The sequence below is a fragment of the Bradyrhizobium sp. WSM1253 genome, from assembly GCF_000244935.1.
Classification (GTDB): Bacteria; Pseudomonadota; Alphaproteobacteria; order Rhizobiales; family Xanthobacteraceae; genus Bradyrhizobium; species Bradyrhizobium canariense.
In genome coordinates, this window is record NZ_JH600073.1 from 1,986,332 (window position 1) to 2,012,991 (window position 26,660).

The 26,660-nt window shown below is 64.5% G+C and carries 23 protein-coding genes; 6 read left to right on the plus strand and 17 right to left on the minus strand.

Annotation, left to right across the window (positions count from 1 at the left end; genetic code table 11):
- Positions 1 to 96 precede the first annotated feature (96 nt).
- A complete protein-coding gene (locus BRA1253DRAFT_RS11085) occupies positions 97 to 1,299 on the plus strand; it encodes an MFS transporter (RefSeq protein ID WP_007594006.1) in 1,203 nt (400 codons plus the stop codon).
- Here the strand turns inward: BRA1253DRAFT_RS11085 and ccoS are convergent.
- The 10 genes from ccoS to BRA1253DRAFT_RS11135 form a co-directional block, all read right to left on the minus strand.
- Positions 1,296 to 1,463 (minus strand): cbb3-type cytochrome oxidase assembly protein CcoS, encoded by a 168-nt coding sequence (gene ccoS / locus BRA1253DRAFT_RS11090; RefSeq protein WP_007594007.1) that lies wholly within the window; start codon positions 1,461 to 1,463, stop codon positions 1,296 to 1,298. The genes BRA1253DRAFT_RS11085 and ccoS overlap by 4 nt on opposite strands.
- Positions 1,463 to 3,655, minus strand: a complete 2,193-nt coding sequence (locus BRA1253DRAFT_RS11095) for a cation-translocating P-type ATPase (RefSeq protein WP_007594009.1) — start codon at positions 3,653 to 3,655, stop codon at positions 1,463 to 1,465. The genes ccoS and BRA1253DRAFT_RS11095 overlap by 1 nt, the downstream gene beginning before the upstream one ends.
- An 11-nt stretch (positions 3,656 to 3,666) precedes the next feature.
- Entirely contained in the window at positions 3,667 to 4,152 is a 486-nt protein-coding gene (locus tag BRA1253DRAFT_RS11100; protein ID WP_007594013.1) for a FixH family protein, read from the minus strand.
- Positions 4,153 to 4,167: 15 nt separating this feature from the next.
- Complete coding sequence (gene ccoG, locus BRA1253DRAFT_RS11105; protein WP_007594014.1) at positions 4,168 to 5,634, minus strand: cytochrome c oxidase accessory protein CcoG; 1,467 nt, start codon at positions 5,632 to 5,634, stop codon at positions 4,168 to 4,170.
- 111 nt (positions 5,635 to 5,745) lie between these two features.
- On the minus strand, positions 5,746 to 6,621 hold the full coding sequence (gene ccoP, locus BRA1253DRAFT_RS11110; protein WP_007594015.1) for a cytochrome-c oxidase, cbb3-type subunit III: 876 nt from the start codon (positions 6,619 to 6,621) through the stop codon (positions 5,746 to 5,748).
- A 6-nt stretch (positions 6,622 to 6,627) separates the two neighbouring features.
- Positions 6,628 to 6,792 (minus strand): CcoQ/FixQ family Cbb3-type cytochrome c oxidase assembly chaperone, encoded by a 165-nt coding sequence (locus tag BRA1253DRAFT_RS11115; RefSeq protein WP_007594016.1) that lies wholly within the window; start codon positions 6,790 to 6,792, stop codon positions 6,628 to 6,630.
- A gap of 12 nt (positions 6,793 to 6,804) precedes the next feature.
- Positions 6,805 to 7,539 (minus strand): cytochrome-c oxidase, cbb3-type subunit II, encoded by a 735-nt coding sequence (gene ccoO, locus BRA1253DRAFT_RS11120; protein ID WP_007594017.1) that lies wholly within the window; start codon positions 7,537 to 7,539, stop codon positions 6,805 to 6,807.
- 10 nt (positions 7,540 to 7,549) lie between these two features.
- Entirely contained in the window at positions 7,550 to 9,199 is a 1,650-nt protein-coding gene (gene ccoN, locus BRA1253DRAFT_RS11125) for a cytochrome-c oxidase, cbb3-type subunit I (protein ID WP_007594018.1), read from the minus strand.
- Between the two features lie 344 nt (positions 9,200 to 9,543).
- Complete coding sequence (locus BRA1253DRAFT_RS11130; protein ID WP_007594019.1) at positions 9,544 to 9,969, minus strand: HPP family protein; 426 nt, start codon at positions 9,967 to 9,969, stop codon at positions 9,544 to 9,546.
- Between the two features lie 38 nt (positions 9,970 to 10,007).
- Positions 10,008 to 10,841, minus strand: coding sequence for a universal stress protein (locus BRA1253DRAFT_RS11135; RefSeq protein ID WP_007594020.1), 834 nt, complete (start codon positions 10,839 to 10,841; stop codon positions 10,008 to 10,010).
- Between the two features lie 205 nt (positions 10,842 to 11,046).
- Here BRA1253DRAFT_RS11135 and fixL point away from each other — a divergent pair, with 205 nt between their 5' ends.
- From fixL to BRA1253DRAFT_RS11155, 4 genes are all read left to right on the plus strand, one after another.
- Positions 11,047 to 12,564, plus strand: a complete 1,518-nt coding sequence (fixL, locus tag BRA1253DRAFT_RS11140) for a sensor protein FixL (RefSeq protein ID WP_007594022.1) — start codon at positions 11,047 to 11,049, stop codon at positions 12,562 to 12,564.
- A gap of 3 nt (positions 12,565 to 12,567) precedes the next feature.
- Positions 12,568 to 13,185 (plus strand): response regulator FixJ, encoded by a 618-nt coding sequence (gene fixJ, locus BRA1253DRAFT_RS11145; protein ID WP_007594024.1) that lies wholly within the window; start codon positions 12,568 to 12,570, stop codon positions 13,183 to 13,185.
- 58 nt (positions 13,186 to 13,243) lie between these two features.
- A complete protein-coding gene (locus BRA1253DRAFT_RS11150) occupies positions 13,244 to 13,666 on the plus strand; it encodes a response regulator (protein WP_035993149.1) in 423 nt (140 codons plus the stop codon).
- 103 nt (positions 13,667 to 13,769) lie between these two features.
- Positions 13,770 to 14,471 (plus strand): helix-turn-helix domain-containing protein, encoded by a 702-nt coding sequence (locus BRA1253DRAFT_RS11155; RefSeq protein WP_007594028.1) that lies wholly within the window; start codon positions 13,770 to 13,772, stop codon positions 14,469 to 14,471.
- Positions 14,472 to 14,510: 39 nt separating this feature from the next.
- Here the strand turns inward: BRA1253DRAFT_RS11155 and BRA1253DRAFT_RS11160 are convergent, their stop codons facing one another.
- The 4 genes from BRA1253DRAFT_RS11160 to BRA1253DRAFT_RS11175 are packed head-to-tail and all read right to left on the minus strand — an operon-like array spanning position 14,511 to position 20,416.
- Complete coding sequence (locus tag BRA1253DRAFT_RS11160) at positions 14,511 to 15,824, minus strand: MFS transporter (protein ID WP_007594030.1); 1,314 nt, start codon at positions 15,822 to 15,824, stop codon at positions 14,511 to 14,513.
- 23 nt (positions 15,825 to 15,847) lie between these two features.
- On the minus strand, positions 15,848 to 16,369 hold the full coding sequence (locus tag BRA1253DRAFT_RS44410; RefSeq protein WP_007594032.1) for a PRC-barrel domain-containing protein: 522 nt from the start codon (positions 16,367 to 16,369) through the stop codon (positions 15,848 to 15,850).
- 22 nt (positions 16,370 to 16,391) lie between these two features.
- Positions 16,392 to 18,596, minus strand: a complete 2,205-nt coding sequence (locus BRA1253DRAFT_RS11170; protein WP_007594034.1) for an amylo-alpha-1,6-glucosidase — start codon at positions 18,594 to 18,596, stop codon at positions 16,392 to 16,394.
- A gap of 56 nt (positions 18,597 to 18,652) precedes the next feature.
- Positions 18,653 to 20,416 carry an ABC transporter ATP-binding protein gene (locus tag BRA1253DRAFT_RS11175; protein WP_035993152.1) on the minus strand — a complete coding sequence of 588 codons (1,764 nt, stop codon included), beginning with the start codon at positions 20,414 to 20,416 and terminating at the stop codon, positions 18,653 to 18,655.
- 278 nt (positions 20,417 to 20,694) lie between these two features.
- On the opposite strand from BRA1253DRAFT_RS11175, the gene BRA1253DRAFT_RS11180 reads away from it, so the two are divergent.
- Positions 20,695 to 21,765: a glycosyltransferase family 4 protein gene (locus BRA1253DRAFT_RS11180; protein ID WP_007594036.1), complete on the plus strand. Its 1,071-nt coding sequence runs from the start codon at positions 20,695 to 20,697 to the stop codon at positions 21,763 to 21,765.
- Positions 21,766 to 21,898: 133 nt separating this feature from the next.
- Here the strand turns inward: BRA1253DRAFT_RS11180 and BRA1253DRAFT_RS11185 are convergent, their stop codons facing one another.
- The 3 genes from BRA1253DRAFT_RS11185 to BRA1253DRAFT_RS46175 all read right to left on the minus strand — a co-directional run bounded on the left by BRA1253DRAFT_RS11185 (position 21,899) and on the right by BRA1253DRAFT_RS46175 (position 26,466).
- The gene (locus BRA1253DRAFT_RS11185) at positions 21,899 to 23,833 is read right to left on the minus strand and encodes an alkyl/aryl-sulfatase (protein WP_007594037.1); all 1,935 of its coding nucleotides are present in this window, start codon (positions 23,831 to 23,833) and stop codon (positions 21,899 to 21,901) included.
- Positions 23,834 to 23,899: 66 nt separating this feature from the next.
- A complete protein-coding gene (locus tag BRA1253DRAFT_RS11190; protein ID WP_007594038.1) occupies positions 23,900 to 25,066 on the minus strand; it encodes a GGDEF domain-containing protein in 1,167 nt (388 codons plus the stop codon).
- Between the two features lie 119 nt (positions 25,067 to 25,185).
- Positions 25,186 to 26,466, minus strand: a complete 1,281-nt coding sequence (locus BRA1253DRAFT_RS46175) for a TRAP transporter large permease subunit (RefSeq protein ID WP_245286081.1) — start codon at positions 26,464 to 26,466, stop codon at positions 25,186 to 25,188.
- Between the last annotated feature and the right edge of the window lie 194 nt (positions 26,467 to 26,660).

The window sequence follows — 26,660 nt, forward strand, 5'->3', positions numbered from 1 at the left end:
GGTGCGCGACCCCAGCACGCCTGACGGAATGTGGCGCCCGGGATCCCCATGCTGCCCCGCATGCGGGCGCCACATTCATCACAAGGAAGGCCTGCCATGACCGATCTTTCCGCGCCGATCAAACCGACCGCGATGACGATGGACGCGCATTCACCAGGTCTCGCGCTTCGCTCCCTCGTGATCGGCCTCACTGCCTTCCTCACCGTCGTCGACCTGTTCGCGACACAGGCAATCCTGCCCTCGCTGACACGTCACTACGGTGTCGCACCAGCGGCGATGAGCCTGGCGGTCAACGCAAGCACGTTCGGCATGGCCGTCGCAGGCCTCGTCGTCGGCTTTCTCAGCCCGCACATCGACAGGCGGATCGGCATCCTGCTCAGCCTGACCCTGCTCGCGATTCCGACGAGCCTGCTGGCGACTGCGCCCAATCTTGCCGTCTTCACCGGCCTGCGGGTCGCGCAGGGCCTCTGCATGGCATCCGCCTTCGCATTGACATTGGCTCATCTCGGCGAGCAATGCAGCGCAATGGATTCCGGCGGCGCCTTTGCCGCCTACATCACGGGAAACGTCGCCAGCAATCTCGTCGGCCGGCTGGTCTCGGCCGCGATCGCCGATAGCCTTGGCCTGGCATGGAATTTCTATTTCTTTGCAGCCCTTAATCTGGCCGGCGCCGCACTGGTCTATTTCACCACTGCGCGCGTACAGCCGACGCGTGCAACGACGCCGAAGGCGTCGGCGCTTGGCGCGACGATCGCGCAGTGGCGGGATTCACGGCTGCGTGCCGCCTACGGCATCGGCTTCTGCATCCTGTTCGCATTCATCGGCACTTTCACATTCGTCAATTTCGTTCTGGTTCGGCCACCGCTGTCGCTGGGCATGATGGACCTCGGCTTCGTTTACTTCGTCTTCCTGCCTTCGGTGGTCACGACGTTGCTGGCCGGCAAAGTGGCGTCGCGCCTCGGAACGCGTCCGACGATCTGGGGCTCGCTCGCGACCGCCGGGATCGGCTTGCCGCTGATGCTGGCCCCACACCTGGGCGCGGTCCTCGCCGGGATGGTTCTGGTCGGAATCGGCACCTTTTCCGCGCAAGCGGCTGCGACAGGATTCGTCGGACAGGCTGCGGCTGAAAACCGCGGCATCGCCAGCGGCACCTATCTCGCCTGCTATTTCTGCGGCGGGCTCATCGGCACCGCCGTCCTCGGCCGGCTGTTCGACGCGTATGGCTGGCATGCCTGCGTGGCCGGGGTGGGCCTGGCGCTCGCGGTCGCGGCCCTGCTGACGCTCGCCTTGAAGCGCTAGCGCTTGGCCGGCGCTTCCTGCGGCGGCTCGTCGTCGGCGATGGCGCGCCAGGCGGCGCCGTCGAGATCGTCGTACTGGCCGCTCCGGAGCGACCAGAGGAAGGCGGCGAGACCGGCGAGACCGAGCATCAGCGCCAGCGGCACCAGGATGACCAGGATTTCCATCACGCGATCTCCCGCGAGGCGCTGCGCGCGCGCAGCGAATTCAGCATCACCAGGATCGAGGATCCGCTCATGGCGGCAGCCGCGATCAGGGGCGTCACGACGCCGCTGATCGCCACCGGCACCGCGAGGACATTGTAGCCGATCGCAAGCCAGAGATTTTGCCGCATCAAGTGCAGCGCCTTGCGCGAAGCGTCGATGGCGGCGACGACCGGGGCCAGCGGCCGGCCGAGGAAGACGAGATCGGCGGTCGCCTGGCTCAAATGCGCGGCCGAGATCGGCGACATCGAGACGTGCGCTGCCGCCAGCGAGGGCGCATCGTTCATGCCGTCGCCGACCATCAGGACCTTCATGCCCCTCTGCTTCAAGACCTCGATCCGCGCGATCTTGTCGGCTGGGGTCACCCCGGCGCGCCATTCCGAGATGCCCAGCGCGTGGGCCGCCGCGATCACCGCCGGTTCACGGTCGCCGGAGAGAATCTCGATGCCGATATTGCGCGCCTTCAGCGCTGCGATCACAGCCTGCGCATCGGGACGGAGGCCCTGGCGCACAGAGAGGATGAATTTATCGCCGCCCTTGCTGAAAGCCACGACGGAGGCTTCGGGATCGAGATTTGTCACGTCGGACACCAGCGTCTCGGCGCCGCAGAAGGACGGACGGCCAAGGCGAATCTCGATGCCATCGACCACAGCGCGCACGCCCTGGCCGGCTTCCTCTACCGCGCTGACGATCGGCGATCTGGCGTCGGAGGCCTGCGCGACGGCGGCGGCGACCGGATGATGGCTCGACAGCGCGAGCCGTCCGGCAAGCTCGAAGACATCAGCGGGGATATCGGCGGCGTTCATCACGTCGAGATCGGGCAGCGTCAGCGTCCCGGTCTTGTCGAAGATGACGTGATCGGCTTCTGCGAGACGCTCGATGGCATCGCCCGAATTGAGCAGTACGCCCGATCTGAACATTGCGCCCGAGGCGATCGTCTGCACCGTCGGAATGGCGAGCCCGAGCGCGCAGGGACAGGTGATGATCAGCACCGCGACGCCGGTCACGATCGCATCATGCCAGCCGGCGCCCGCGATGACCCAGCCGAGGATGGTGACGAGCGCGGTGGCATGCACCACGGGCGCATAGAGTCGCGAGGCGCGGTCTGCGAGCCGCATGTAGCGCGAGCGCGCCTGCAGCGCGTTGTCGAGCAGCCGCGTGATCTCGGCGAGCAGCGTCGCCTCGGAGGCCGCCGAGACCCGCACCCGCAAGCTGCCCGAGATGTTCATCGATCCCGCATAGACCGGCGTGCCCTGGCCTGCCGTGACGTAGAGCGTCTCGCCGGTGATCAGGCTCTGGTCGATTTCGGAACGGCCCTCGATCACGGTGCCGTCGACCGCGCAGCGCTCGCCGGGCCGCAGCAGCACGATGTCGCCGGGATAGATCGCGGCCACCGGCACTTGAGATATCTCGCCAGGCCCGACGAACTTGGCCGCGGTCTCCGCCTTGAGCGCGGCGAGATTGCCTGCGACCGCGCGGGTCCGCCGCCGCATATTCTGGTCGAGAAAGCGGCCGACCAGGAGGAAAGTGAGCAGCATGATCGCCGCGTCGAAATAGGCGTGCTCGGCGTGGTTGATGGTCTCAACCACGGACATGCCGAGCGCCAGTGTCACGCCGATCGAGATCGGCACGTCCATGTTGGTGGTCTTGGCCGACAGCGCGCGCCAGGCCGAGCGGAAGAACGGCTGGCCGGCATAGGCCGCCGCCGGCAGTGCGATCAGCGCCGACAGCCAGTGGAAGAAATCGCGCTGCTCCGGCAGCATGTCCGAGACGTTGCCGGACCACACCGGAATCGACAGCATCATCACGTTCATGGTGGCGAACGCGGCGACGCCGAGGCAACGCAGCAGGAAGCGCGATTCGGCGACCTCGGTCGCCTCCGCGCTCTCGGTCTCGTAAGGATAGGCCTTGTAGCCGAGCTCTTCGAGGCGATCGATGAAGCGTGCCGGATCGAGCGTGCCCGCCTTCCATTCCAGCGCAACGCGCCGGTCGGTGAGGTTCACGCGCGCCAGCGTGACGTCGGGAATCGCGGACAGCCCGCGCTCGATCTTGGCCATGCAGCCGGCGCAGTGAACGCCCTCGACCGCGAGATCGATGTGCTGGACGCCCTCGCCCGCAGTCCGGACGTAATGCGAAAAGTCGCGCGAGACGTGCATGGCAAAATCCTTCAGTTCAGGATCACGCGGTTGCGCGACATGAACACGCGCGCTCCCCGCGTCTCGCCCTCGATCACCAGGTCCCACTGGCCCGGTGCGACCGATGCGGCATTGCCGCGATAGAGCCCGATGCCGGCCTCCGAGAGCTCGATTGCGAGATCGGCGCGCTTGTCGGTCGGCCGCTCCAGGCGGCCTCCGAATTTCAGTCCGGCGATCGGCTGGCCGCTCGCGTCGCGCGCCTCGACCTGAAGCACGGCGCCACCATCGGCGCGGCGCTCGACATGGGCGTTGACCTTCCATTTGCGCGCGGCCTGGTCCTGCGCCGCCGAGATTTCGCGATCATAGGCGAGGCCCGCGGCATAGGGGCTGTGGACGTCCGTGCCTGGCAGCGTCGCGATCGCGAGCTTCATCATCGTCACGTTGACGCCGATCACGACGCCGAAGAAGGCGACCAGCATCAGAAACACCTTGGTTCCGGTCAGCGGCTTGGTTGCCATGGCAAACTCCTGATCCTAGGGCGCGACGAAATTGTCGGTGGCGCTGGCGACTTCGCCGAGACCGATATCGGTGACGTGAAAGCGAACCGGGATCGACTTTTCCGGATTGCCCTCGACCGGCGCGGTCACGAGCACCCGCAGCTCGCTGGTGGAGTCGCGCGGAACCACGATCATCGGCCGGTCCTGCGTCACGGAATCGATCCCGATGACATGGATCGTCGCATTAACCGGACCGCTCGCGTCGATCGCAATGACGCGGTCGTAGCCGCTCTTGTTGAGCAACCGCACCGTGTAGGCGTTGCGGACCGAGCCGTCGCTGAGCCTGACCGCGACCGGGTTGCGGTCGTGCAGCACGTTGACGTCGAGCAGGCTGCGGGTCGCCAGCGTATAGATCATGATGCCACCGACCGCCGCGATGATCGCGCTGTAGGCGACGGTGCGAGCCCGGACAATGCGGTAGACCGGCGCCTTGCCTTCCTGGCGGCGCTGGATGTTGACGTCGTTGTCGTAGCCGATCAGCCGCTTCGGCCGGCCGATCTTGGTCATCACGTTGTCGCAGGCGTCGATGCAGAGCCCGCACTGGATGCATTCGAGCTGCGGTCCATTGCGGATGTCGATGCCGGTCGGACACACGGCGACGCATTGATAACAGTCGACGCAGTCGCCGACTTGCTCGCCGAGCGCGCGCAGCTCGGCCGCCTTCTTGACCGACGTACGCTTCTCGCCGCGATCGTAACGATAGGTCACGTTGAGCGCCCATTCATCGGTGAGCGCGGCCTGGATCCGCGGCCACGGGCACATATAGGTGCAGACCTGCTCGCGCATGAAGCCGGCGAGCACGTAGGTCGTCGCGGTGAGAATGCCGATCCAGATATAGGCGATCATCGGCGCCTGGAAGGTGACGAGTTCCCTGACCAGCGTCGGTGCGTCGTTGAAATAGAGCACCCATGCGCCGCCGGTCCACCACCCGATCAAGAGCCAGATCGAATGCTTGAGCACGATCTCGGAGATGCGCTCCAGCTTCATCGGGTCGGACGATTTGTCCTTCTTCATCCGCTCGCGCCGGTCGCCCTCGATCAGACGCTCGACCGCATAGAACAGGTCCGTCCACACGGTCTGCGGACAGAGATAGCCGCACCAGATGCGGCCGCCGACCGAGTTCATCAGGAATAGCGCCACCGCGGCGACGATCAGCAGGCCAGTGAAGTAGTAGACCTCCTGCGGCCACAGCTCGATGAAGAAGAAATAGAAGCGGCTGTTGGGAAGATCGATCAGCACCGCTTGGCTCGGAGCACCGAGGCCGCGGTTCCAGCGCACGAACGGCAGGAAGTAGTAGACGCCGAGGCAGAACGCCATCAGGCCCCATTTGATCCGGCGGAAGGTGCCGGAGATGCTCTGGGGATAGACTTTCTTCTGGGCCACATAGAGCGGCCCGTTGTCATCGTCTAATGGGAGCTCTTTTGGGTTCACGGTCCTGTTCATCGCCTGCAGCTTTTCGGGAGGTGCGATAAAACCTAGACCCGACGCCGCCGCGTCAGTTGATCCAGCGCAAGCGGGAGCGTTTTTTGTTCGCCCCCGCTTGTTCCCAATTGGCTATTTTCCGCCGCCCAGCGAGTGGACGTAAACTGCCATCGCCTTGATGGTGGCGGGATCGAGCCGCCCTTCCCAGGCCGGCATCACGCCCGCGCGGCCCTGGCTGATGGTCTCGATCAGCGTCGCCTCGTCCGAACCATAGAGCCAGATCTTGTCGGTCAAATTGGGGGCGCCCATCTCCGGGTTGCCCTTGCCGCCGTCGCCATGGCAGGCGACGCAATTCTCCGCGAAGATCTTCTCGCCCTTGGCCGCGTCATAGCCCTTGCGGGTCGGAAGGCCCGACAGTGCCCGGACATAGTTGGCGGCCGTGACGATCTCCTCCGGCTTCAGCACGCCGTCCTTGCCGAATGCGAGCATCTGGCCTTCATGCGTCTTGGCGTGGCCGGAACGTGCGCCGAACTGGATGGTCTGCATGATCTGGTCGAGCGATCCGCCCCACAGCCAGTCGTCGTCGTTCAGGTTCGGATAGCCCTTGGCACCGGCGCCGCCTGAGCCGTGACACGGCGCGCAATTGTCGCCGAACACGGTCTTGCCCTTGGCGCGGGCGAGCGCGAGCAGCGCCGGGTCCTTCTCGATCTCGACGAGCGAGGCCGCGCCCAAGGCAACCATCTTGGCTCCGCGGATCTTCTCGAGGTTGGCGAGCTCGACCGCGACGTCGGCGCGTGTCGAGTAGCCGAACAGGCCCGTGGTATTGCCCGAGATCAGCGGCCAGGCCGGATACACGATCCAGTAGCCGACCGCCCAGACGATGGTGAGGTAGAAGGTGATTACCCACCAGCGCGGCAGCGGCGTGTTGAGCTCCTTGATGCCGTCCCACTCATGTCCGGTCGTGGACCTGCCGGAGACGGGATCGATGTCGCTATGATGATCGGTCATGATCTCTTACTCCTCCCGCAACGGCAGGTGTGCCGCTTCGTCGAAAGCTGCCTTGTTACGGGGCCAGAATGCGTAGGCGATGATCGCGACAAAGATCGCGACGAACACCGGCGTCCAGATCGTGGTCACGAGACCGGACGCGAGATTGTCGAGGGTCAGGATGGCTTTCATCGTTGTGCCTTCTCAGCGAAGATTGGCTTTCTCGTTGTAGATCTTGAAGTCGACCAGCGTGCCGAGCATCTGGAGATAGGCGATCAGCGCGTCCATCTCGGTCGGCGTGCCGGCCTTGCCGTCGAAGTTGCGCACCACGGCCTTGGCGTAGCGCTTGGTGAAAGCGTCGGAGCCGGCATTGTCAGGATCGGCCTGGGCTTTCATGTCGGCGCCCGCATTGGCGATCTGGTCGTCGGTGTAGGGCGTGCCGACGGTCCGCAGCGTGCGCATGTGGTCGGCGATCGTGTCCGGATCGACCTCGGTCTGGCTCAGGAACGGGTAGCCGGGCATCACCGATTGCGGCACGATTGCGCGCGGATTGGTCAGATGGGTGACGTGCCAGTCGTCGGAATATTTGGCGCCGACGCGGGCAAGATCGGGACCGGTGCGCTTCGAGCCCCACTGGAACGGATGGTCGTACATGCTCTCGGCGGCCAGCGAGAAATGGCCGTAGCGCTCGACCTCGTCGCGCAAGGGCCGGATCATCTGCGAATGGCAGAGATAGCAGCCTTCGCGGATGTAGACGTTGCGCCCGGCGAGCTCCAGCGGCGTATACGGCCTGATCCCGTCGACCGCCTCGATCGTGCTCTTGAGGTAGAACAGCGGGGTGATCTCGACGAGACCGCCGATCGCGATCACCAGCAGGATGCCGACGATCAGGATGATCGAGTTCTTTTCGAAGATTTGGTGGCGTGTCCAGAACGACATGGAAAACTCCTCATTCCGCCGGCTGAAGAGCGACGGGCATCTGGACTTCCTGTTCGCCGACGCGAACGGTCATCCAGAGATTGTAGGCCATGATCAACGCGCCGATCAGGAACAGCCCGCCGCCGGCAGCGCGGATGATGTAGAAGGGATGCATCGCTTCGACGGTCTCGATGAAGGAATATTCGAGGAAGCCGAGCGAGGTGTAGGCGCGCCACATCAGGCCCTGGAGGATGCCGGACACCCACATCGCCGAGATGTAGAGGACGATGCCAAGCGTCGCGATCCAGAAGTGCCAGTTGACGAGCTTAAGGCTGTAGAGGCCCTTGCGATTCCAGATCCAGGGCACCAGGCAGTAGAGCGCGCCGAAGGAGACGAAACCGACCCAGCCGAGCGCGCCGGAATGCACGTGGCCGATGGTCCAGTCGGTGTAGTGGCTGAGCGAGTTGACCACCTTGATCGACATCATCGGTCCTTCGAAGGTCGACATGCCGTAGAAGGCGACGGAGACCACGAGCATGCGCAGCACGGGATCGGTGCGCAGCTTGTCCCAGGCGCCCGACAGCGTCATCAGGCCGTTGATCATGCCGCCCCAGGACGGCATCCACAGCATGATCGAGAATGTCATGCCGAGCGTCTGGGTCCAGTCCGGCAGCGCCGTGTAGTGCAGATGGTGCGGGCCGGCCCAGATGTAGAGGAAGATCAGCGCCCAGAAGTGGATGATCGAGAGGCGGTACGAATAGATCGGCCGCTCGGCGCGCTTGGGGATGAAGTAGTACATGATGGCGAGGAAGCCGGCGGTCAGGAAGAAGCCGACCGCGTTGTGGCCGTACCACCACTGGAACATGGCGTCCTGGATGCCGCCCCAGGCGATGTAGGATTTCGAGCCGAACACCGAAACTGGCAGAGCCGGGTTGTTACCGAGATGCAAGACCGCAATCGTCACGATGAAAGCGAGATAGAACCAGTTCGCGACGAAGATGTGCGGTTCCTTGCGCTTGATGATCGTGGCAAGGAAGACCAGCAGATAGGTGACCCAGACGATGGTCAGCCACAGATCGGCGTACCATTCCGGCTCGGCATATTCCTTCGACTGGGTGACGCCGAGCAGATAGCCGGTGCCGGCGATCAGGATGAAGAAATTGTAGCCGACGACGACGAACCATGGCGCGAGATCGCCTGCAAGCCGAACGCGGCAGCTCTTCTGGACGACGTAGAAGGAGGTCGCGATCAGGACGTTGCCGCCGAAGGCAAAGATCACTGCGGACGTGTGCAGCGGACGCAGGCGGCCGAAGCTGGTCCAGGGCAGATCGAAGTTCAGCGCCGGCCACGCCAGTTGCGAGGCGATGATGAGGCCGACGAGAAAGCCGGCAATGCCCCAGAACATCGCCATGACGGAGGAGAACTTGATGGGGCCCATGTTGTAATTGGGCCGGCCGCTGATCTCTGCAGGCGGCAACGCCGCCGGTCGATCGAGATAACGGTTGATGATGCAGAAGACCGCCGCGAGGCTGGCCGCCGCGCTCAGCGCGGCATGGAAGGCGAAGGGCGCATCGAGCGCCTTGGCCGAGGCAATCACGCAGAGGAAGGCGGTGACCGCGAACACGACAGCCAGGCCGCTTTCACCTGACGTCATGGACTTGGAGATGGAGGGCTGGCTCATGCGGATTCTCTCTGAAAGAACACAGGGCCAGAAACCACATTCGCCCTCGCGGGGAATTGATTGAAATCAAGCTATGTGGATTTCTGTTAATGTGAGGCGGTTGTTAAAGTGCCCTATCCCCTTGTGGGAGAGGGCAGCGAGGACCATGCCGCGCACTCACTTGGGTGAGGGGTTGGTCCCCGCACGAAGACTCTTTCGGTGGAGAAAACCCCTCATCCGGCGCCATAGCCGAAGCTTCGCTTCGGCGTTCTTAAGAACGGCGCCGAAAGCCGCCTATGCCACCTTCTCCCACAAGGGGAGAAGGGAAGAAAAAGACTCTCCCGTAATTATGGAGCCGACAATTCTCACTCCCGCGCCGTCGCCTTGAGCGCCGTGATGACGTCCTCGCGCGCGACGATACCGACCAGCTTCTGCGCGCCGTCGAGCACGATGATGCTCCTGATGCGGTGCTCGACCATGATCTGGAGCACGCGCGTCAGCCGCGTGTCGGGGCTGACATAGATGAAGTCGGGCGTCATGACGTCGCCGATTTTGCGGCTCATCAGGTCGTGGTAGCGCGGCAGCATCTGGCTCGGCGTGAAGGCGAAGCACTTCAGGATGTCGAACTTGGTGACGATGCCGACGACCTGCCCGTCGTCCTCGACGGGGTAGGAATTGAAATCATCGCGTTCGAACATCTCGCTGAGCGCGAGCAGGTCGAGGTCGCGCCTCACAGTCCTGACGTCGTGCGTCATGTAGCCGTCGACGGTCTGTTCAAGGAATCTGTACACGGCGCGTCCTCTTTGATTCGTCTTGCATCGCTCCCGCGTCAGTGCGACAGCAGCACGCAGCGGGCAGATTGAGTGACCAGATATTGGGTGACGCCGCCGAGGATCAGTTCGCGGAAGCGCGAATGACCGTAGGCACCGGCGACAATCAGACTGGCGCCGACATCGCCGGCAATTTTCTCCAGTTGCCCGGCGACGGTTTCGTTCCGGGCCGCTTCGGAAACGCGCGCGATCGCGGTCACGCCGTGGCGGGCAAGCCACGCCGTCACGTCGGTCACGCCAGCGACCGCGGCAGGGCGGTCGTCGTCGCCTTCGGGAATTGCGAGGACGGTGACATCCCTGGCCTTGCGTAGTATCGGCAGCGCATCGGCGAGCGCCCGCCGCGCTTCCGGCGTATCCTTCCACGCGACCAGGACGCTGCGCAGATCGAGCCAGTTGACCCCGTCAGGCACGACCAGGATCGGCCGGCCGGCCTGCATCACCAGATCCTTGGGGCTCGCGAGCGCGAAGGCGTCGGAGAAGGCCGGGCTCTGGCCGCCGGTGACGACCATGTCGGCGCAACGCGCCTGAGTGAACGTAAAGCGCGCCGGGAAATCCATGGCGCTGCGCCATTCCACATGTCCGCCGCGATTCCGGATCGCGGCGCGGAATTGCGCCTCGAGCTCGCCCAGGCGTCGCTTGACCGAGGCTTCCCCCTCATCGATCAGTGCCTGCGCTGCAGTGCCATCGCTGAAATAGAGCGGCGGGGCGAATTGCGCCGAAGCAACGCCGATGATCGACGCCTCAAATCGTTCGGCAAGCTCGCCCGCGACCTGAAGCCGCGCCTCGTTGGGCTGATCGAGCGCCAGGCTGACCATCACGGTCGCGTATGTCATCGAGATTCTCCGAAGCAATGGGCTTTGATCCGATCGTAAGCCGGCCGCTGCCTGGCAGGATGAGATAGATCAAAACCTTGGATCACCGCGCCGGCCTGAAATCTGCCAATGGTATAAGACATCGGAACTTGCCTCTGGCCCCTCCTTGGGTACATTGCCGACGGTAACGCTGTGCGGTTCCCCGCATCAGAATGGGAGTGATCGTTTGGCGCCGACCCGTGTGATTCATCCGCAAGATGACGGCCGGGGCGAACATTTCCGCGTTCGAATCGAAGGATTTGGCGTCGGGACCTGGGATCTCGATCTCACGACACTGGAATTGGAGTGGTCGGAGACGGCCAGAAGCCTATTCGGAATCGAATCTGGCCAATCGGTGAGTTACGCGCTGTTCCTGTCCCGGCTGGAGCCGAACGACCGCGAGCGGATCGAGATCGCGATCCGGCGCGTCTCCGAACGGGGCGGCAGCTTCGACGTGTCGTTCAGGGTCGCGGGGGCGTCGGGCAGAGCGCAGTGGATTCGCGCCCGCGCGGGGCTGATTCGAGACGACGCCGGCGCCGCTCGACATCTCAGCGGCATCTTTCTTGACGTCGATGAGGAGAAGCAGGTCGAGGAAACCCTGCGCACCCGCGAGAGTCACCTCCGCTCGATCCTCCAGACGATTCCCGATGCCATGATCGTCATCGACGGCCATGGCATCATCCAGCTCTTCAGCACGGCGGCGGAGCGCCTGTTCGGCTGGGTCGAGTCGGAGGCGATCGGGCAGAACGTCCGCATCCTGATGCCGGAGCCCGACAGCTCACGTCACGACGGCTACATCGCGCGCTACCGGACCACCAGCGACCCACACATCATCGGCATCGGTCGCATCGTGACCGGCAAGCGCCGCGACGGCACGACCTTTCCGATGCACCTGTCGATCGGCGAGATGCAGTCGGGCGGCGAGCCCTATTTTACCGGCTTCGTCCGCGATCTGACCGAGCATCAGAAAACCCAGACGCGGCTCCAGGAATTGCAATCCGAGCTCGTCCATGTCTCGCGATTGAGCGCGATGGGCGAAATGGCGTCCGCGCTCGCCCACGAGCTGAACCAGCCGCTGGCAGCGATCAGCAACTACATGAAGGGGTCGCGGCGGTTGCTCGCCGGAAGCCAGGATCCGAATGCGCCGAAGATCGAGAGCGCGCTGGACCGCGCCGCCGAACAGGCGCTGCGCGCCGGCCAGATCATCCGGCGCTTGCGCGACTTCGTCTCCCGCGGCGAGTCGGAGAAACGGGTCGAGAGTCTGTCCAGACTGATCGAAGAGGCCGGCGCCCTCGGGCTGGCAGGCGCGCGCGAGCAGGATGTGCAGCTCCGTTTCGGCCTCAATCCAAATGCCGATCTCGTGCTCGCCGACCGGGTGCAAATCCAGCAGGTGCTGGTCAACCTGTTCCGCAACGCGCTGGAAGCGATGGCGCAGTCGCCACGGCGCGAGCTCGTCGTCACCAACACCCGCGCCGCCGACGACATGATCGAGATCGAGGTCTCCGACACCGGCTCCGGCTTCCAGGACGACGTCATGCCAAACCTGTTTCAGACTTTCTTCACCACCAAGGACACCGGCATGGGCGTAGGACTGTCCATCAGCCGCTCGATCATCGAGGCTCACGGCGGCCGGATGTGGGCCGAGAGCAACGCATCGGGTGGAGCGACATTCCGCTTCACGTTGCCGGCAGCCGACGAGAACTGATCCATGACGACCAAGGGAATCATCTACGTCATTGACGACGACGAGGCGATGCGGGATTCGCTGAATTTCCTGCTGGATTCAGCTGGCTTCGGCGTCACACTGTTCGACAACGCGCAGAGTTTTCTCGACGCCCTGCCCGGCCTCGCCTTCGGCTGCGTCGTCTCCGACGTGCGGATGCCCGGTATCGACGGGATCGAGCTTCTCAAGCGCCTGAAGGCGCAGCGCAGCCGGTTTCCAATCCTGATCATGACCGGCCATGGCGACGTGCCGCTCGCGGTCGAGGCGATGAAACTCGGTGCCATGGATTTCCTGGAAAAGCCGTTCGAAGATGACCGCCTCGTCGCCATGATCGAATCCGCGATCCGCGAGGGCGAGCCGGCGGCCAGGAACGAGGCCGTGGCCCAGGACCTCGCCGCTCGCGTCGCTTCCCTGAGCCCCAGGGAGCGCCAGGTCATGGAGGGGCTGATCGCGGGCCTCTCCAACAAGCTGATCGCCCGCGAGTACGACATCAGCCCGCGTACCATCGAGGTCTACCGGGCCAACGTGATGACCAAGATGCAGGCCAACAGCCTGTCGGAGTTGGTCCGGCTGGCGATGCGCGCCGGAATGCTCAACGATTGAAGTCACCAGGATTGAGGCAAGTCAAAACCGGTCGCTCGCCCTGTGCTACCAGATCGGAATGATTGCGATCAGCTCCCATCCTGAGCGGCTCCCGATGTCGTCACCCGCGAAACCAACCGTCTATGTGGTGGACGACGACGCCGCCGTGCTGGGCTCCCTCCGCTTCCTGTTGGAAACCGACGGCTTTGCCGTGCGGACCTTTCGAAATGCCACGGCGCTGCTCAATGCGGCGAGCCCGTCCGGTGCAGACTGTTACGTGATCGACTACAAAATGCCCGACATCAACGGCATCGAGCTGGCCGGGCGGCTGCGCCTCTCCGAGGGCGGTACCCCGGTGATCCTGATCACCGGCTATCCCGACCCGAATATCTCGGCCCGGGCGGCGGCCGCAGGCGTGAACGAGGTAATTCTGAAGCCGCTTCTGGACGAAAACCTGGTCAAACGCATTCGCCACGCCATCCAGAACCGGGTCCATAGCTGACCTACGGGATTCTACGTAAGGCACCCCCCTTAAGATATCTCGCGAAATTTTCGAGGCATCCGATACCGCGTACCAAAGCGTCATCACAACGGAGATGGCGCAGATGCTGACCCAGACGATCAACACCCAGGCGATCAAGACCCAGATCAACGGCAGCAAGATCGCCCCGGGCCATCCCGTCTCCGACCAGTTCGGTGCGATTGCCGGCCATGTCGGTCTCGTTGCCACCGAGTTCTCCTACCGCAAGGAAGAGGAGATCTATGGCGAGGACGAGCCGGCCGAGTATGTCTATCAGGTCGTCACCGGCGCCGTGCGCAGCTACAAGCTTCTCTCCGATGGCCGCCGCCAGATCGGCTCCTTCCACCTTCCCGGCGACGTATTCGGCCTCGAATCCGGCACCACCCACCGCCTTGCTGCTGAAGCTATCATCGACACCACGGTGCGCCTCGTGAAGCGCGCGAGCCTCGAGAAGGCCGCAGCCACCGACGTCCAGGTCGCCCGCAAGCTCTGGGCCATGACCGCCGGTGAGCTTCGCCACGCCGAAGACCACATGCTGCTGCTGGGCCGCAAGACCGCGATGGAGCGCGTCGCAACCTTCCTGCTCGAAATGGACCGCCGCCTCGCGGTTGCCGGCATGATGGCGCTGCCGATGTGCCGCCGCGACATCGGCGACTATCTCGGTCTCACGCTCGAGACCGTCTCGCGCGCGCTGTCACAGCTTCACGCCCAAGGCATTCTCGGCTTCTCCGGCGCCCGCCAGATCGTGTTGCGCAACCGCGCACGCCTGCACAATCTCGACGCCTGATCTCCCCTCTCCCACCCGCTCATGGCCGGCTGAATTGGTTCAGCCGGCCATTTCTTTTGCTGCGATCATGCCCTTGCGCCGCGTCTCCGGCATCACAAGCAGAATAAGCAGAAGTCCCGTCGCCGCGACGCCGGACAATCCGGTGAACGCCATGGCATTGCCGAATTTATCGCTGACATAGCCGCCAAGCGCGGTGCTCATCGACGCGCCGATGCCCATCGCCGTGCCGACGATGCCCTGCGCGAGGTTGAAATGGCCGCTGCCGAAGGCGACGTCGGCCACGATCAACGGGATCATCACCGCGAACACCGCCGCGGTGAGGCCGTCGAACACCTGCACCAGCACCAGCAGATACGGATCGCGCACGGTCGCGAACAGCAGACCGCGAATCGTCAGCGCCGCGAATCCGATCAGCAGCAGCGGCCTGCGGCCCCATGCTTGCGCCTTGCGCCCTACGCTCGGCGACAGCAGCGCCACGATCGCCTGCGGCACGACGATGCAAAACGCGACGAGCACCGTCGCCCACTCGCTCGATCGCGCCGTCACCGCGCTTGCCATCAGCGGCATCATCGAGGCGTTCGCGAGCTGCAACAAGAGCACGCTGAGCGCGAAGACAATGAGCGGCCGCTGCCGGATCAAGTGCCAGATATTGGTGTCGCCGCGATCCTCCGCCTCGCGCGGCATCTCGCCGTGACAGCGTGCGATGTCGACCTCGTGCTCGCGGATGCGAGAGAGGGCGATCAAGGTGGGGATTGCGAGCAGGAAGGTGACCAGGAACACCGAGCGGCTCGACAGCAGATAGCCGGCCGTTCCCATCACCGCGGCCGCAACACCGTTGCCAAGCGAGGCAAAGCGCGCGTTGCGGCCGAGACGCTCGCCGATCGCGAGCGGGCCGACCAGACCGAGACTGATTGCCGCGATCGCCGGTCCGAGCACGCAGCTCGCGGCGGCGTGCAAGGTGGCCGCAGCCACCACCACGGGGAAGATCGGCATCGCCGCATAGGCGAGCGCGCAGCAGCCGATGGTGGCGATGGCGAGGCCTGCGACCAGTCGCTCGGATTTCGCGGCATCGATGATGGCGCCGCCCGGCATCTGGCCGATCAAGGCAACGATGCCGCCGATCGACAACACGAGGCCGATCTCGACCTGGGTCCATTTCTGGGTCGTCAAATAGACCGCGATGAACGGCCCGAATCCGGTCTGCACGTCGGCGAGGAAGAAGATGAACCAGTCGAGGCCGCGCAGGCTCTGGCGCGACGGCGCCGGAATGCCGGCAGGCGACGGCGTGGAAACGTTGTCCTGCTCAACGCGGTCCTTGCGATCCGCATGATTCGGCTTCCTTGACAACAGCACCGGCGGCCATCCCTCCCCGCGCCTTACTGAACAGCTTGCAGCGGCTGCAGGCTGCCGGACGCGCCGAGTACCACCATCGGCGTGTCCTCCTTGTATTCCGGCGCGGCTGCGACCTGTGCCTTGGTCAATTCCAGCGTGATGCTGTCCTTCTTGTTGACGATCTTGCCGAACCGCATCGCGTTCCAGTCCACCACGATCTTGCGGCTGCCGACGCCGAGGAAGCCGCCGAAATCGATCACGGCGGCGCGCACGTGCCCGCTCCGATCGACGATGACGTCGACGATGCGGCCCATGTCCTCGTTCGCCGCGCTGAGCACGTCACGGCCAAGCACACCGTGCGCATCGCTCGCGCCGATGATCGTGACCGACGGCGGTGGCGCTGCATTCTTTGGCGTGACGGGGACCGATGACGCCGGCGGCTGCGCCGTCGGCGGTGCATTCGCTTCGGTCGAGGGCGCGGGCGACTCCTCCGCGGCACGTGACACGGCGAGCGTCATCCCGCCGACGATCACGACGCCCAGGGCCAACCATCCGGCGGTACGCATGCACCCTCCTCACGGCGCGCCGCTAGCGCGCCAGCACGATCGAGACCTGGATCTGGCCACGCGTGCGCAACACTTCCAGCGCCACGTCGTCGCCATGGCGGCTGACGCGCAGGTCCACGCTGGATTCGCCCAGGCGCAGATCGCGCAAGATCACCTCGTGCAGAAACGCCGGCAGATGCGGATTGCGCAGCCGGATCTCGCCGCGCGCAACGTCGAACTCGATGCCCAGCGCCGCCTCCAATAGCGTGAACGCCGTTGCGCTGGCCCAGGCCTGCGGCGCGCAGGCGACCGGATAGAGCGTAGGGCCGCGCCGCTTTTCGCGCCGGAAGCCGCAGAACAATTCGGGCAAGCGGCGCAGGTCCATGTAGGTCGCGGCGTCGAACAGTCCCTTGAAGACATGCGCGACCGAATGCTTGAGCCCGTAGCGCGCGAGCCCGAGCGCGATCAGCGCATTGTCGTGCGGCCAGATCGACCCGTCATGATAGGACATCGGGTTGTATCGCACCTCGCCGACAGCGACGGTGCGGATGCCCCAGCCCGAGAAGAAATGCGGCCGCATCAAATCGGCGGCGACGAGGCGCGCGCGGTCCTCGCGGATCATGCCGCTGAACAGGATCTGGCCGGCGTTCGAGGTCCGCACCTTGCAGGGCCGCTTCTTGCCGTCGAGCGCAAGCGCATAGGTGCCGAGCTCCTCGCACCAGAACGCGGTCTCGAAACGCTCGGCCAGCGCCTTGGCTTCGGCCTCGAGCTTCCTGGCGAGATCAGGCTTGCCGAGCCGGAGCGCGCAGCGCGCGGCGAGCCGCTTGGCGGCAAAGACGTAACCTTGCACTTCGGCCAGCGCGAGATTGCCTTCCGCAAGCTGGCCATCGGCATGGAAGATCGCGTCGTAGGAATCCTTCCAGCCCTGGTTGGCGAGGCCCTTTTCCGTGGCGCGCTGATATTCGACGAAGCCGTCCTTGTCGGGGTCACCGGGGCCGTCGATCCAGGCCAACCCCGCTTCGATGGCCGGCCACAGCTCGGTCAATGTCTTCTCGTCGCCGGTGCGTTCGAAATAGCTTCCTGCCAGCAGGACGAACAAGGCCGTGGAATCGACGCTACCGTAATATTGCGCGAACGGTACCTCCCGCAGCGCCGCCATCTCGCCGCCGCGCATCTCATGCAGGATCTTGCCCGGCGCGGCATCGGCGAGCGGATCGACCGCCTTGGCCTGGAAATGGGCGAGCCGCCGCAGCACGCCCTTGGCGATCCGCGGATCGACCCACAGCATCTGCAACGCGGTGATCAGCCCGTCACGGCCGAACGTCGTCGAGTACCAGGGAATCCCCGCATAGGGATAGCGGCCTTGCGGCGTCTCCGTCATCAGCATGTTGAGGTCGGCCATGGCCTGGCACAGCACCTCGTTGAAGATGTTGTTGGAGGTCTCGATGCTGGCAGCGCCCATCGTCGATCGGCGCATCTCGCGGCGGTGGGCGAGCAGGCTTCTGAAAAAGCGCGCCGGCTTCTCCGCGACCGGCCGGTTGCAGGATACGGCCACGAACAGGGATTTCGACTCATGCGGGTCGAGTTCGAGCTGCCAGGTCGCGGCGTTCACCGACAACTTGGTCGGGCGCGGATCGAAATGCAGGCCCGTGGTGCGCTCGGCGTCATCAAGACCGCGGTAGTCGAACAGCACGTCGGTCGGTCCCAACAGCCGGCTCGAGCCGATGCCGCGGCGCGGGCGCCGCTCGCCGCGGACTTCGAACAGATCGGCGAAGTCGTTATCGAACAGCAGCGTCAGCGCGAAGCCGGCCGGGCGGTCGCCGTGGTTCTGCACGCCGATGCGCTGATAGGCGGTGCCGCGCCACAGGAAGATCGTGCGCACGATGTGCAGCAGGTCCTTTTGCAGCACGAGGCTGCCCTGCCGGTAGATGTCCGGATTGGTGAGATCGACGGTCAGGGCTGAATTGTCGTCGCGCAGGTTCGAGCCCAGCAGCAGCGGCTGGAGATCGTCGAGCACGAGCTCGAGCCTCGCAAGGTAGCGCGTGTCGTGGTGGAACAGGCCATCGGGCCCGCCAGCCGAAGCGCCGATGTCGCCATGGCTGTCGAGCACGATAAAGGTGTCGTCGTGCTTGAGCGAACGCCGCGGCCGCGCCGACGGTCCCGTCATCGGAATATAGAAAGGCTGCTCCGCGACCTGGTCCACGGTCCGCGTCACGGAGACGAATTGGGTAACGGCTTCAGCCGACATCAGCAGCTCCCCTGCGCTTGTTTCGACACGCAACCGACTCGAACGCGACTGTTGGTTTACGCGGCGGCTTGGGCGAGCCGGCTCATTTCCTGCGTGACCAGCTCACGATAGGGACCGTGGCCCTGCATCAGACGCTCGGGCGACCCGTCCTCGATGATCTTACCACCCCTCAACACGACCACGCGATCGAAATTGCGCAGGGTCGCGAGGCGGTGGGCGATCGCGATGACGGTGCGGCCGCGCATCAGCCGCGACAACGCCTCACGGATCGCCTCCTCGGATTCGCTGTCGAGCGCGGCGGTCGCCTCGTCCAGCAGCAGGATCGGCGCGTCCTTCAGGAAGGCGCGCGCGATCGCGATGCGCTGGCGCTGACCGCCGGACATCTTGACACCGCGGTCGCCGACCATGGTGTCGAGACCGCCAGGCAGGCTTTCGACGAAATCGCAGCGCGCCGCAATCGCGGCACGCAGCACCTCGTCGTCGGTCGCGTTCGGGCGGCCATAGCGGATGTTCTCGCGAATCGAGCGGTGGAACAGCGAGATGTCCTGCGGCACGACGGAGATCGCCTCGCGCAGGCTCTGCTGCGTCACCTTGGAAATGTCCTGGCCGTCGATGGTGATGCTGCCCTCGTCGGTATCGTAGAAGCGCTGGAGCAGCGTGAACAGCGTCGACTTGCCGCCGCCCGACTGGCCGACCAGGCCGACGCGCTGGCCGGGTTGCAGGCGCAGGCTGAAGCGCTCGAAGATCTTTTCGCCGCCGGGATAGCCGAAGGTGACATTGTTGAACGCGATCGCGGCGCCGCTCTTCACCAGCGGCTCGGCCTCGGGATGGTCGCGCAATTCATGCGGCACCAGCAGCGTGGCGATCGCCTCGGTCAGCCGCGCAACGTGCTGGGTGACGTCGACCAACGCCACCGCGAGATCGCGCGTCGCGTTCAGAATGGAGAGACCGAGGGTGCAGACCAGCACGACGTCGCCGGTGGTTGCCCGGCCATCCTGCCAGAGCATGATCGCCCAGGCCATCAGGGCAATCGTGAGCACGACAGTGACGCCGGCATGGATAAGCCGCAGCTTCTCCAGATAGCGCAGGCTGCGGCCGCGCGCGGTGAGCTCCCGGTTCACAGTCGCGTCGAACCGCTCATGCTCGTGCCCGATGCCGCAGAACGCGCGCACCAGCGGCATGTTGCTGATGACGTCGATCATCTCGCCGTCCACGACGGCGGCCTTGTCGGCGAAGTCGTCATGCAGCGGTTTCCCTGCGGCCGCAAGGCGGAACATCGCAAGCACCATGCCGCCGGCAATCACCATCAGGCCGAGTGCCATGTAAGGGCTGACGGTTCCAATCAGCGCGATGGCCGCAACCGTTGCGATGCACGGCGGCAACACATTCCAGACGAACATGTTTTCGACCGTGAACACCGCATTCGACGTCGCCGTGATGCGGCTGGTCAGCATGCCGGGCATGCGGTCGGAGAAGTAGCTCGGCGCATGGCCGGTCAGATGACGAAATATGTCACGGCGTAAATCACCCGTGACACGAACGAAGGTGAAGCTGGCGGTCCAGCTCGCGATCCGCCAAAGGAAATTGTCGGCGGCGATCAGCGTCATGAGGAAAATGAATGCCAGCCATACGCTCCCACCATGAGAAGCGCCCGCCGACAGACTGTCGACGAGGGATTTGACGCCGTACTGCGTGCCTACGGAGCAGGCAACGGCCGCCACCACAGCCGTCAGGATCACGAGATGCGATGCGAGCCGACGCCGAAGATAGCGCAAAACAAAGGCAAACGGCCGGTGCGCATACCCAGAAAGATGATCCATGTGACTATTGACCCCGTCGTGATGATTCAAACTTTTGTTGTTAGCCGACTGAACATCGACCACTTCGCCTCGGTTCCCGGGCACACTCATCACGACATGCGGATGCGGGCGTTCTGCGAAGATGTGATGGCAGCATCGCGACGGGCATCCGACGTGTCGAATAAGTAACGTTCGGAAGGAGGAACTTCGCAAGTGCGGGAACGTTCCCTTGTCTGGCGTGCCGGTGCTGAACAGGCGGGGGCTTTCTACAATCATGATCGCACAGAGGAGATGGTGAGATGCGCATCGCGCAGGTAGCTCCGTTGACGGAGGCTGTTCCACCCAAGCTGTATGGCGGCACCGAGCGGGTGGTGCATTGGTTGACGGAAGAGCTGGTGGCCCTTGGGCACGATGTGACGCTGTTCGCCAGCGGCGACTCGCAAACCTCGGCAAAGCTGGATGCGCTGTGGCCGCGGGCGCTCCGCCTCGACGGTTCCGTGCGCGATCCCAATGCGCTGCACATGGTGATGCTGGAGCGGGTGCGGCAGAAATGTGACGACGAGGAGTTCGACTTCCTCCACTTCCATCTCGATTATTATCCGTGGTCGCTGTTCTACCGGCAGCCGACGCCGTTCCTGACCACGCTGCACGGCCGGCTCGACCTGCCGGAGCATCAACCGGTCTTCAACACCTTCTCGAAGGTCCCCGTCATCTCGATCTCGAACGCGCAGCGCCGGCCGGTGCCGCAGGCGAATTGGGTGAGGACGATCCACCACGGCCTACCCGAGAACCTGCTGACGCCGAAGCCGGCGAAACAGGAATACCTCGCCGTGCTCGGCCGCATCGCGCCGGAAAAGGGCGTCGACCGCGCCATCAAGATCGCGACGCATTGCGGCATTCCGCTCAAGATCGCCGCCAAGGTCGATCGTGCTGACCAGGATTACTACGACGAGCTGATCCGGCCGATGATCGAGAACAATCCGCTGGTGGAATTCATCGGCGAGATCAGCGATCACGAGAAGTCGGACTTTTTGAGCGGCGCGCTCGGCCTCTTGTTGCCGATCGACTGGCCGGAGCCGTTCGGCCTGGTGATGATCGAAGCCATGGCCTGCGGAACGCCGGTCATCGCCTTCAACCGCGGCTCGGTGCCGGAGATCATCGACGAGGGCCTCACCGGCTTCGTCGTCGAGGACGTCCTCAGCGCAGCCGGCGTCGTCGGTCGCCTGTCGCAACTCGACCGCTCCGTCATCCGCAAGCAATTCGAGACGCGCTTCACGGCGCGGCGGATGGCGCTGGATTATCTCGCGGCCTATCGGAGCCTTGGCGAGGAACAGGCGCCGCGGATCAAGCTGGTGAGCAGCGCGGAGTAGCCGCTGTCATGCCCCGCGCTGGCGGGGCATCCAGTACGCCGCGGCAGCAGTTTGCTCACGCAACTCCCGCCGCGGAGTACTGGATCGTCCGGTCAAGCCGGACGATGACAGTGGGAACGCGGTGACGGCTGCCCTACCTCACCACCGCCCGCTTCGGCTCGACGATCTCGAACATGCGCGGGAATTCGTCCATCAGGCCCATCAGCTCGGCCAGGCGCATCGGGTTGCCGGCGAATTTGACCTTGCCGGCGGTCACGGCCTCCGGGAAGCTGGTCAGTTTTGCGATCACCTCATCGAGCGTCGACCGCGCGAGCGTGAAGCTGGCATCGGCATTGTCCGCCTGCATGCCCTCCGTGTAGGTGAGCGCGCAGTTCTCCAGATTGAGCACGAAGGTCTCGCCGGTGTCGGAGAAGCTCCAGTTCAGCACGATGTGCTTTCCTTCCGCCTTGGGTCCGTTGAGGCGGATGCCGAGCACGTCCCAGAGCTGTGAGGTACGCAGCGCCGCCAGCGTCTCGCGCGGCATCGGCGGGCGTGCCGGCACCTTCGGCATGCCCTGGCGCAATTCCTGCGCGCCGAACAGATAGGCATTGCGCCAAGTCGCGCTTTCAGCGGCATAGCCGAGCTGCTCCAACGTATCCGCCAGCAACGCACGCGCAGCCTGATTGTCCGGCTCGGCAAAGACGAGATGGCCGAGCGCCTGCGCCACGAAGCGGAATTCGCCCTTGTCGAAATCGACACGCGCCCGCGCGAGGATGGCGTCGGCGCCGCCCATGTACTCGACATATTTCCTGCCCGACTCAACCGGGGGCAGCGGATCGAGATTGACCGGATTGGCGTCGTACCAGCCCAGATACTTTTGATAGATCGCCTTCACGTTATGCCGGATGTGGCCGTAATAGCCGCGGCCGTGCCAGGCGCCCTCGAGGCTGTTGGGCAGCTGGATCGTTTCGGCGATCTCGGCCGCGGTGAGGCCGTGGTTCATCAGGCGGATGGTCTGGTCATGCGCGAACTTATAGAGGTCGCGCTGCTGGCGGATCATCGTGCCGATGCGTTCGTGTCCCCACACCGGCCAGTGATGCTGGCCGCACATCGCCTCCGCCTTGCCATCCCAGAGCTGCAAGGCCTCGCCCAGATATTTCGACCAGGCCAGCGCGTCGCGCACGTCGGCGCCGCGGAACGGCAGCAGATTGTGGAAATTGTGGGTGCAGTTCTCGGCCAGGTTCAACAGCTTGTAACGCGGGATGAAGAAATGCATCTCCGCCGGCGCTTCGCTGTTCGGCGCCATCTGGAATTCGAATGTGACGCCGTCGATCACGCGCCGGTCGCCGGTCGCCATGATCAAATCGGTCGGCCGCAGCAGCGCCACTGAACCAGTCGCCATCGACTTGCCGAGCCCGCAATCGACCTGCCCGCGCGCGCCCTTGGCGAGGAGAGGCCCGAACTGGTACTGCGCCCGGCGCAGCATCGCAGGTCCCGCGATGATGTTCTCGGAGACGGCATGCTCCATGAACAAGTTCGGCGCGATGATCGGTACGCGGCCGCTCGCGAGTGCATCCTCCTCCAGCACGCCGCGCGCACCGCCCCAATGGTCGGTGTGGGTGTGCGTGAAGATCACGGTCGCGACCGGTCGCTGGCCGCGATGCTTGTAGTAGAGATCGAGCGCGGCGCGCGCCCCCTCGATCGAGGTCAGGGTGTCGACCACGATCACGCCGCTGTCGCCTTCGATCAGCGTCATGTTGGCGATGTCGAGCCCACGCACCTGGTACACGCCGGGCACGACCTCGAACAGGCCGTGCTGCATGTTGAGCCGCGACTGCCGCCACAGGCTCGGATTGACGGTGGCTGGCGCCTCTTCAGTCGACAGGAAGCCGTAAGGCTCGAGGCTCCAGACCGTTCGCCCTTGCGGATTGGCGATCTCCGCGTTCTCGATCGTGCCGAGAAAGCCGCGCGCGGAATCGTCGAAATCCCGCGTGTCGGAGAACGGCAGCGCGTTCAGCATCGCTGTTTGCTGCGCGATGACGGACGGCGTTGCGCCCTTCGGCGTGTCGCTGGCTTCGATGCTGCTCATAATGCCCTCCCGGCTCGTCTCTTGGGAGGCATCTAACCGCATCTCGATTGCGGTTCCAACAAGTCCTTACGCAGCCAAACCTCCGGCCACCGGCTTACCGGAGGCGCGCATGTCCGCCGTCCGCAGCTCCCGCGCCAGCACGTAGCCGCCGCCGTCCTGCTTGGCGCGGTACATCGCCCGGTCGGAGCGCGACAACAGCCCCTCCACCGTGCGCCCATCCTGCGGCGCGACAGCAACGCCGACGCTGACGCCGAGCCCGATCACCTGCCCGTCGACATCATAGGGCGCGCTGAGCGATTGCACGATCCGCCGTGCCATCGCTTCCGCATCGGTCGCCGCGCGCTGCACCAGGATGAACTCGTCGCCGCCCATCCGGACCACGAGATCATGAGCTGCGGCAAGCGCCTTGAGCCGCCCGGCCACCTGCTTGAGCAGCGCGTCGCCGACAGGATGGCCGAAGCGGTCATTGGCCTCCTTGAAGCGATCGAGATCGAGCGCGTGGACGGCGATCATGCCGGAAGTTCTGTCCGCCAGCATGCGCGGCAGATCCTCCGCCAGCACCGAACGGTTGAAGACGCCGGTCATCGAATCCGAGCGCGCGAGCTGTTCGAACTGTCGCTTGAGCGTGATCTGGCTGATCGAGGCATTGAAGCTCAGCCGTACCATCTCGAAGCTCGCAGCCACATACATCAGGATGAGGAGTCCGAGCCCGACATGGCGCAGATCGGGCTCCATGAACGTCACGATCGCGGCAGGCGCGGCGATCGCAACCAGATCGAGCAGCGCTGCGACCGGGCGCAGCGCCAGCCGCGCCACCACGCCGGCACCGAAGCCGAAACCGATGCCGACCGCCATCACGCAGCAGAGCGCGTCGCCCAGCACAATGCTGCGCGCCGCAAACACGCCGAGCACCAAGGCCGTCATGACGGTGCCGGAAATGTACCGCCGTTCCCAGCGCGCGGCCTCGGCCCGATCCAGCCGCGGCGGCTGCGTGAGGCGACGGCGGAACGCAGCGATTTCGAACAGACGGATCATGGCCACCACGACACCGGCGACCGTAAGGGCTGCCGTGACCGCGTCACCGGTCTCGTAGGTCGTGATCGCGCCGACCATCACCTGGCAGACGGCGGCGAGAATGGTGGGCACCGTCGTGCCGTGCAGGCCCGTGATCACTTCCATGTAGACGACATCGGAAATCGACGCCCGTCCGGATTCCATTCTATTGAACGACATGCCAGCCTCATCCGCTCGCATGGTCCTACCGCACATCTGTAAAAATGTGTGCATCGCACAGCGGTGGCATTTGAACGAGCGGATTTACCGCGCGTTAGCCATGCATCGCCTGTGCCCGGTTACATGCCCAATAGCCTCGGCAGCCACAGCGACAGACCCGGCCAGTATGTCACGACCACCAGGAATCCCAGCATGGTCAGGAGCCACGGCCACACCGCCACCGTGAGCTCGGTGATGCCCATCTTGGCGATGCCCGAGGCGACGTAGAGATTGAGGCCGACCGGCGGATGGCACAGCCCGACCTCCATGTTGACCGTCATCAGGATGCCGAAATGGATCGGATCGATGCCGAGCTTGATCGCAACCGGAAACAGGATCGGCGCCATGATCAGGATGATCGAGGATGGCTCCATCACGTTGCCGGCCAATAGCAGCAGGAGATTGACGACGAGGAGGAAGCCGATCCAGCCGAGGCCCTGGTCGATCATCCATTGCGCGAGCGCTTGCGGCACGTTCTCGTAAGTCATCAGGAACGAGAACAAGACGGCATTGGTGATGATGTAGAGCAGCATCGCCGAAAGATTTGCCGACGACAGCAGCACGCGCGGCACGTCTCGCAGCTTCAGATCCTTGTAGATGAAGACTGCGACGATGAAGGCGTACACCGCGCTGACGGCGGCAGCTTCGGTCGGGGTGAACAGGCCGCTATAGATGCCGCCGATCACGATCACGATCAGCAGGATACCCCAGATCGACTTGCGGAACGCATCGAAGCGCTCGTAGAGGGTTGCTTTCGGCATCCTCGGATAGTCGTTACGCCAGGCCCGATAGAACGTCGTTGCGCCGAGCAGCATGGCGAGCACCATTCCCGGCACGATGCCGGCGATGAACAGCTTGCCCACGGAGGTGTTGGTGGAGACGGCAAAAAGCACCATTGGAATCGACGGTGGAATGAGAATTCCCAGCGAGCCCGAGGTCGTGATCACGCCCGCCCCGAACCTCTTCGGGAATCCCTGCGCGACCATCGCGGGCAGGATCACCGATCCGATCGCCACCACGGTGGCCGGCGACGAGCCGGAAATCGCGGCGAACAGCGCGCAGGCGACCACGCCCGAGAGCGCAAGGCCGCCATACCAATGGCCGACCAGCGACGTCGCGAACGTGATCATCCGGCGCGCCACGCCGCCATGGGTCAGGAAGTTGCCGGCAAGGATGAAGAACGGGATCGCCATGATCTCGAAGCTCTCGATGCCGGTGAACAGCTTCAGCGCCACCGATTCCGTTCGCACGTCGGTTAGCGTGAACATGAAGCTGAGCACGGTCAGACCGAGCGCGATCGAGATCGGCATGCCCGTGAGCATCAACGACAGCAGAAGGCCGAAAACCACGGCGACACGCAGCCCCTGCGGCAGCGTGATCACGTGCGCCGAATGGGCGAAGCACACGGCGACGATCAGGACCGGCAACAACATCAGGACCCAGCCGAGCGGGCTGCGTTCGTCGCGGACGACCTGACTGCGCGTGACCGGGGCCGGATGGACCGGGTCTATTTCGACGCCCTCGACGCCGGCCATGTCGTGATGCGGCAGCTCGC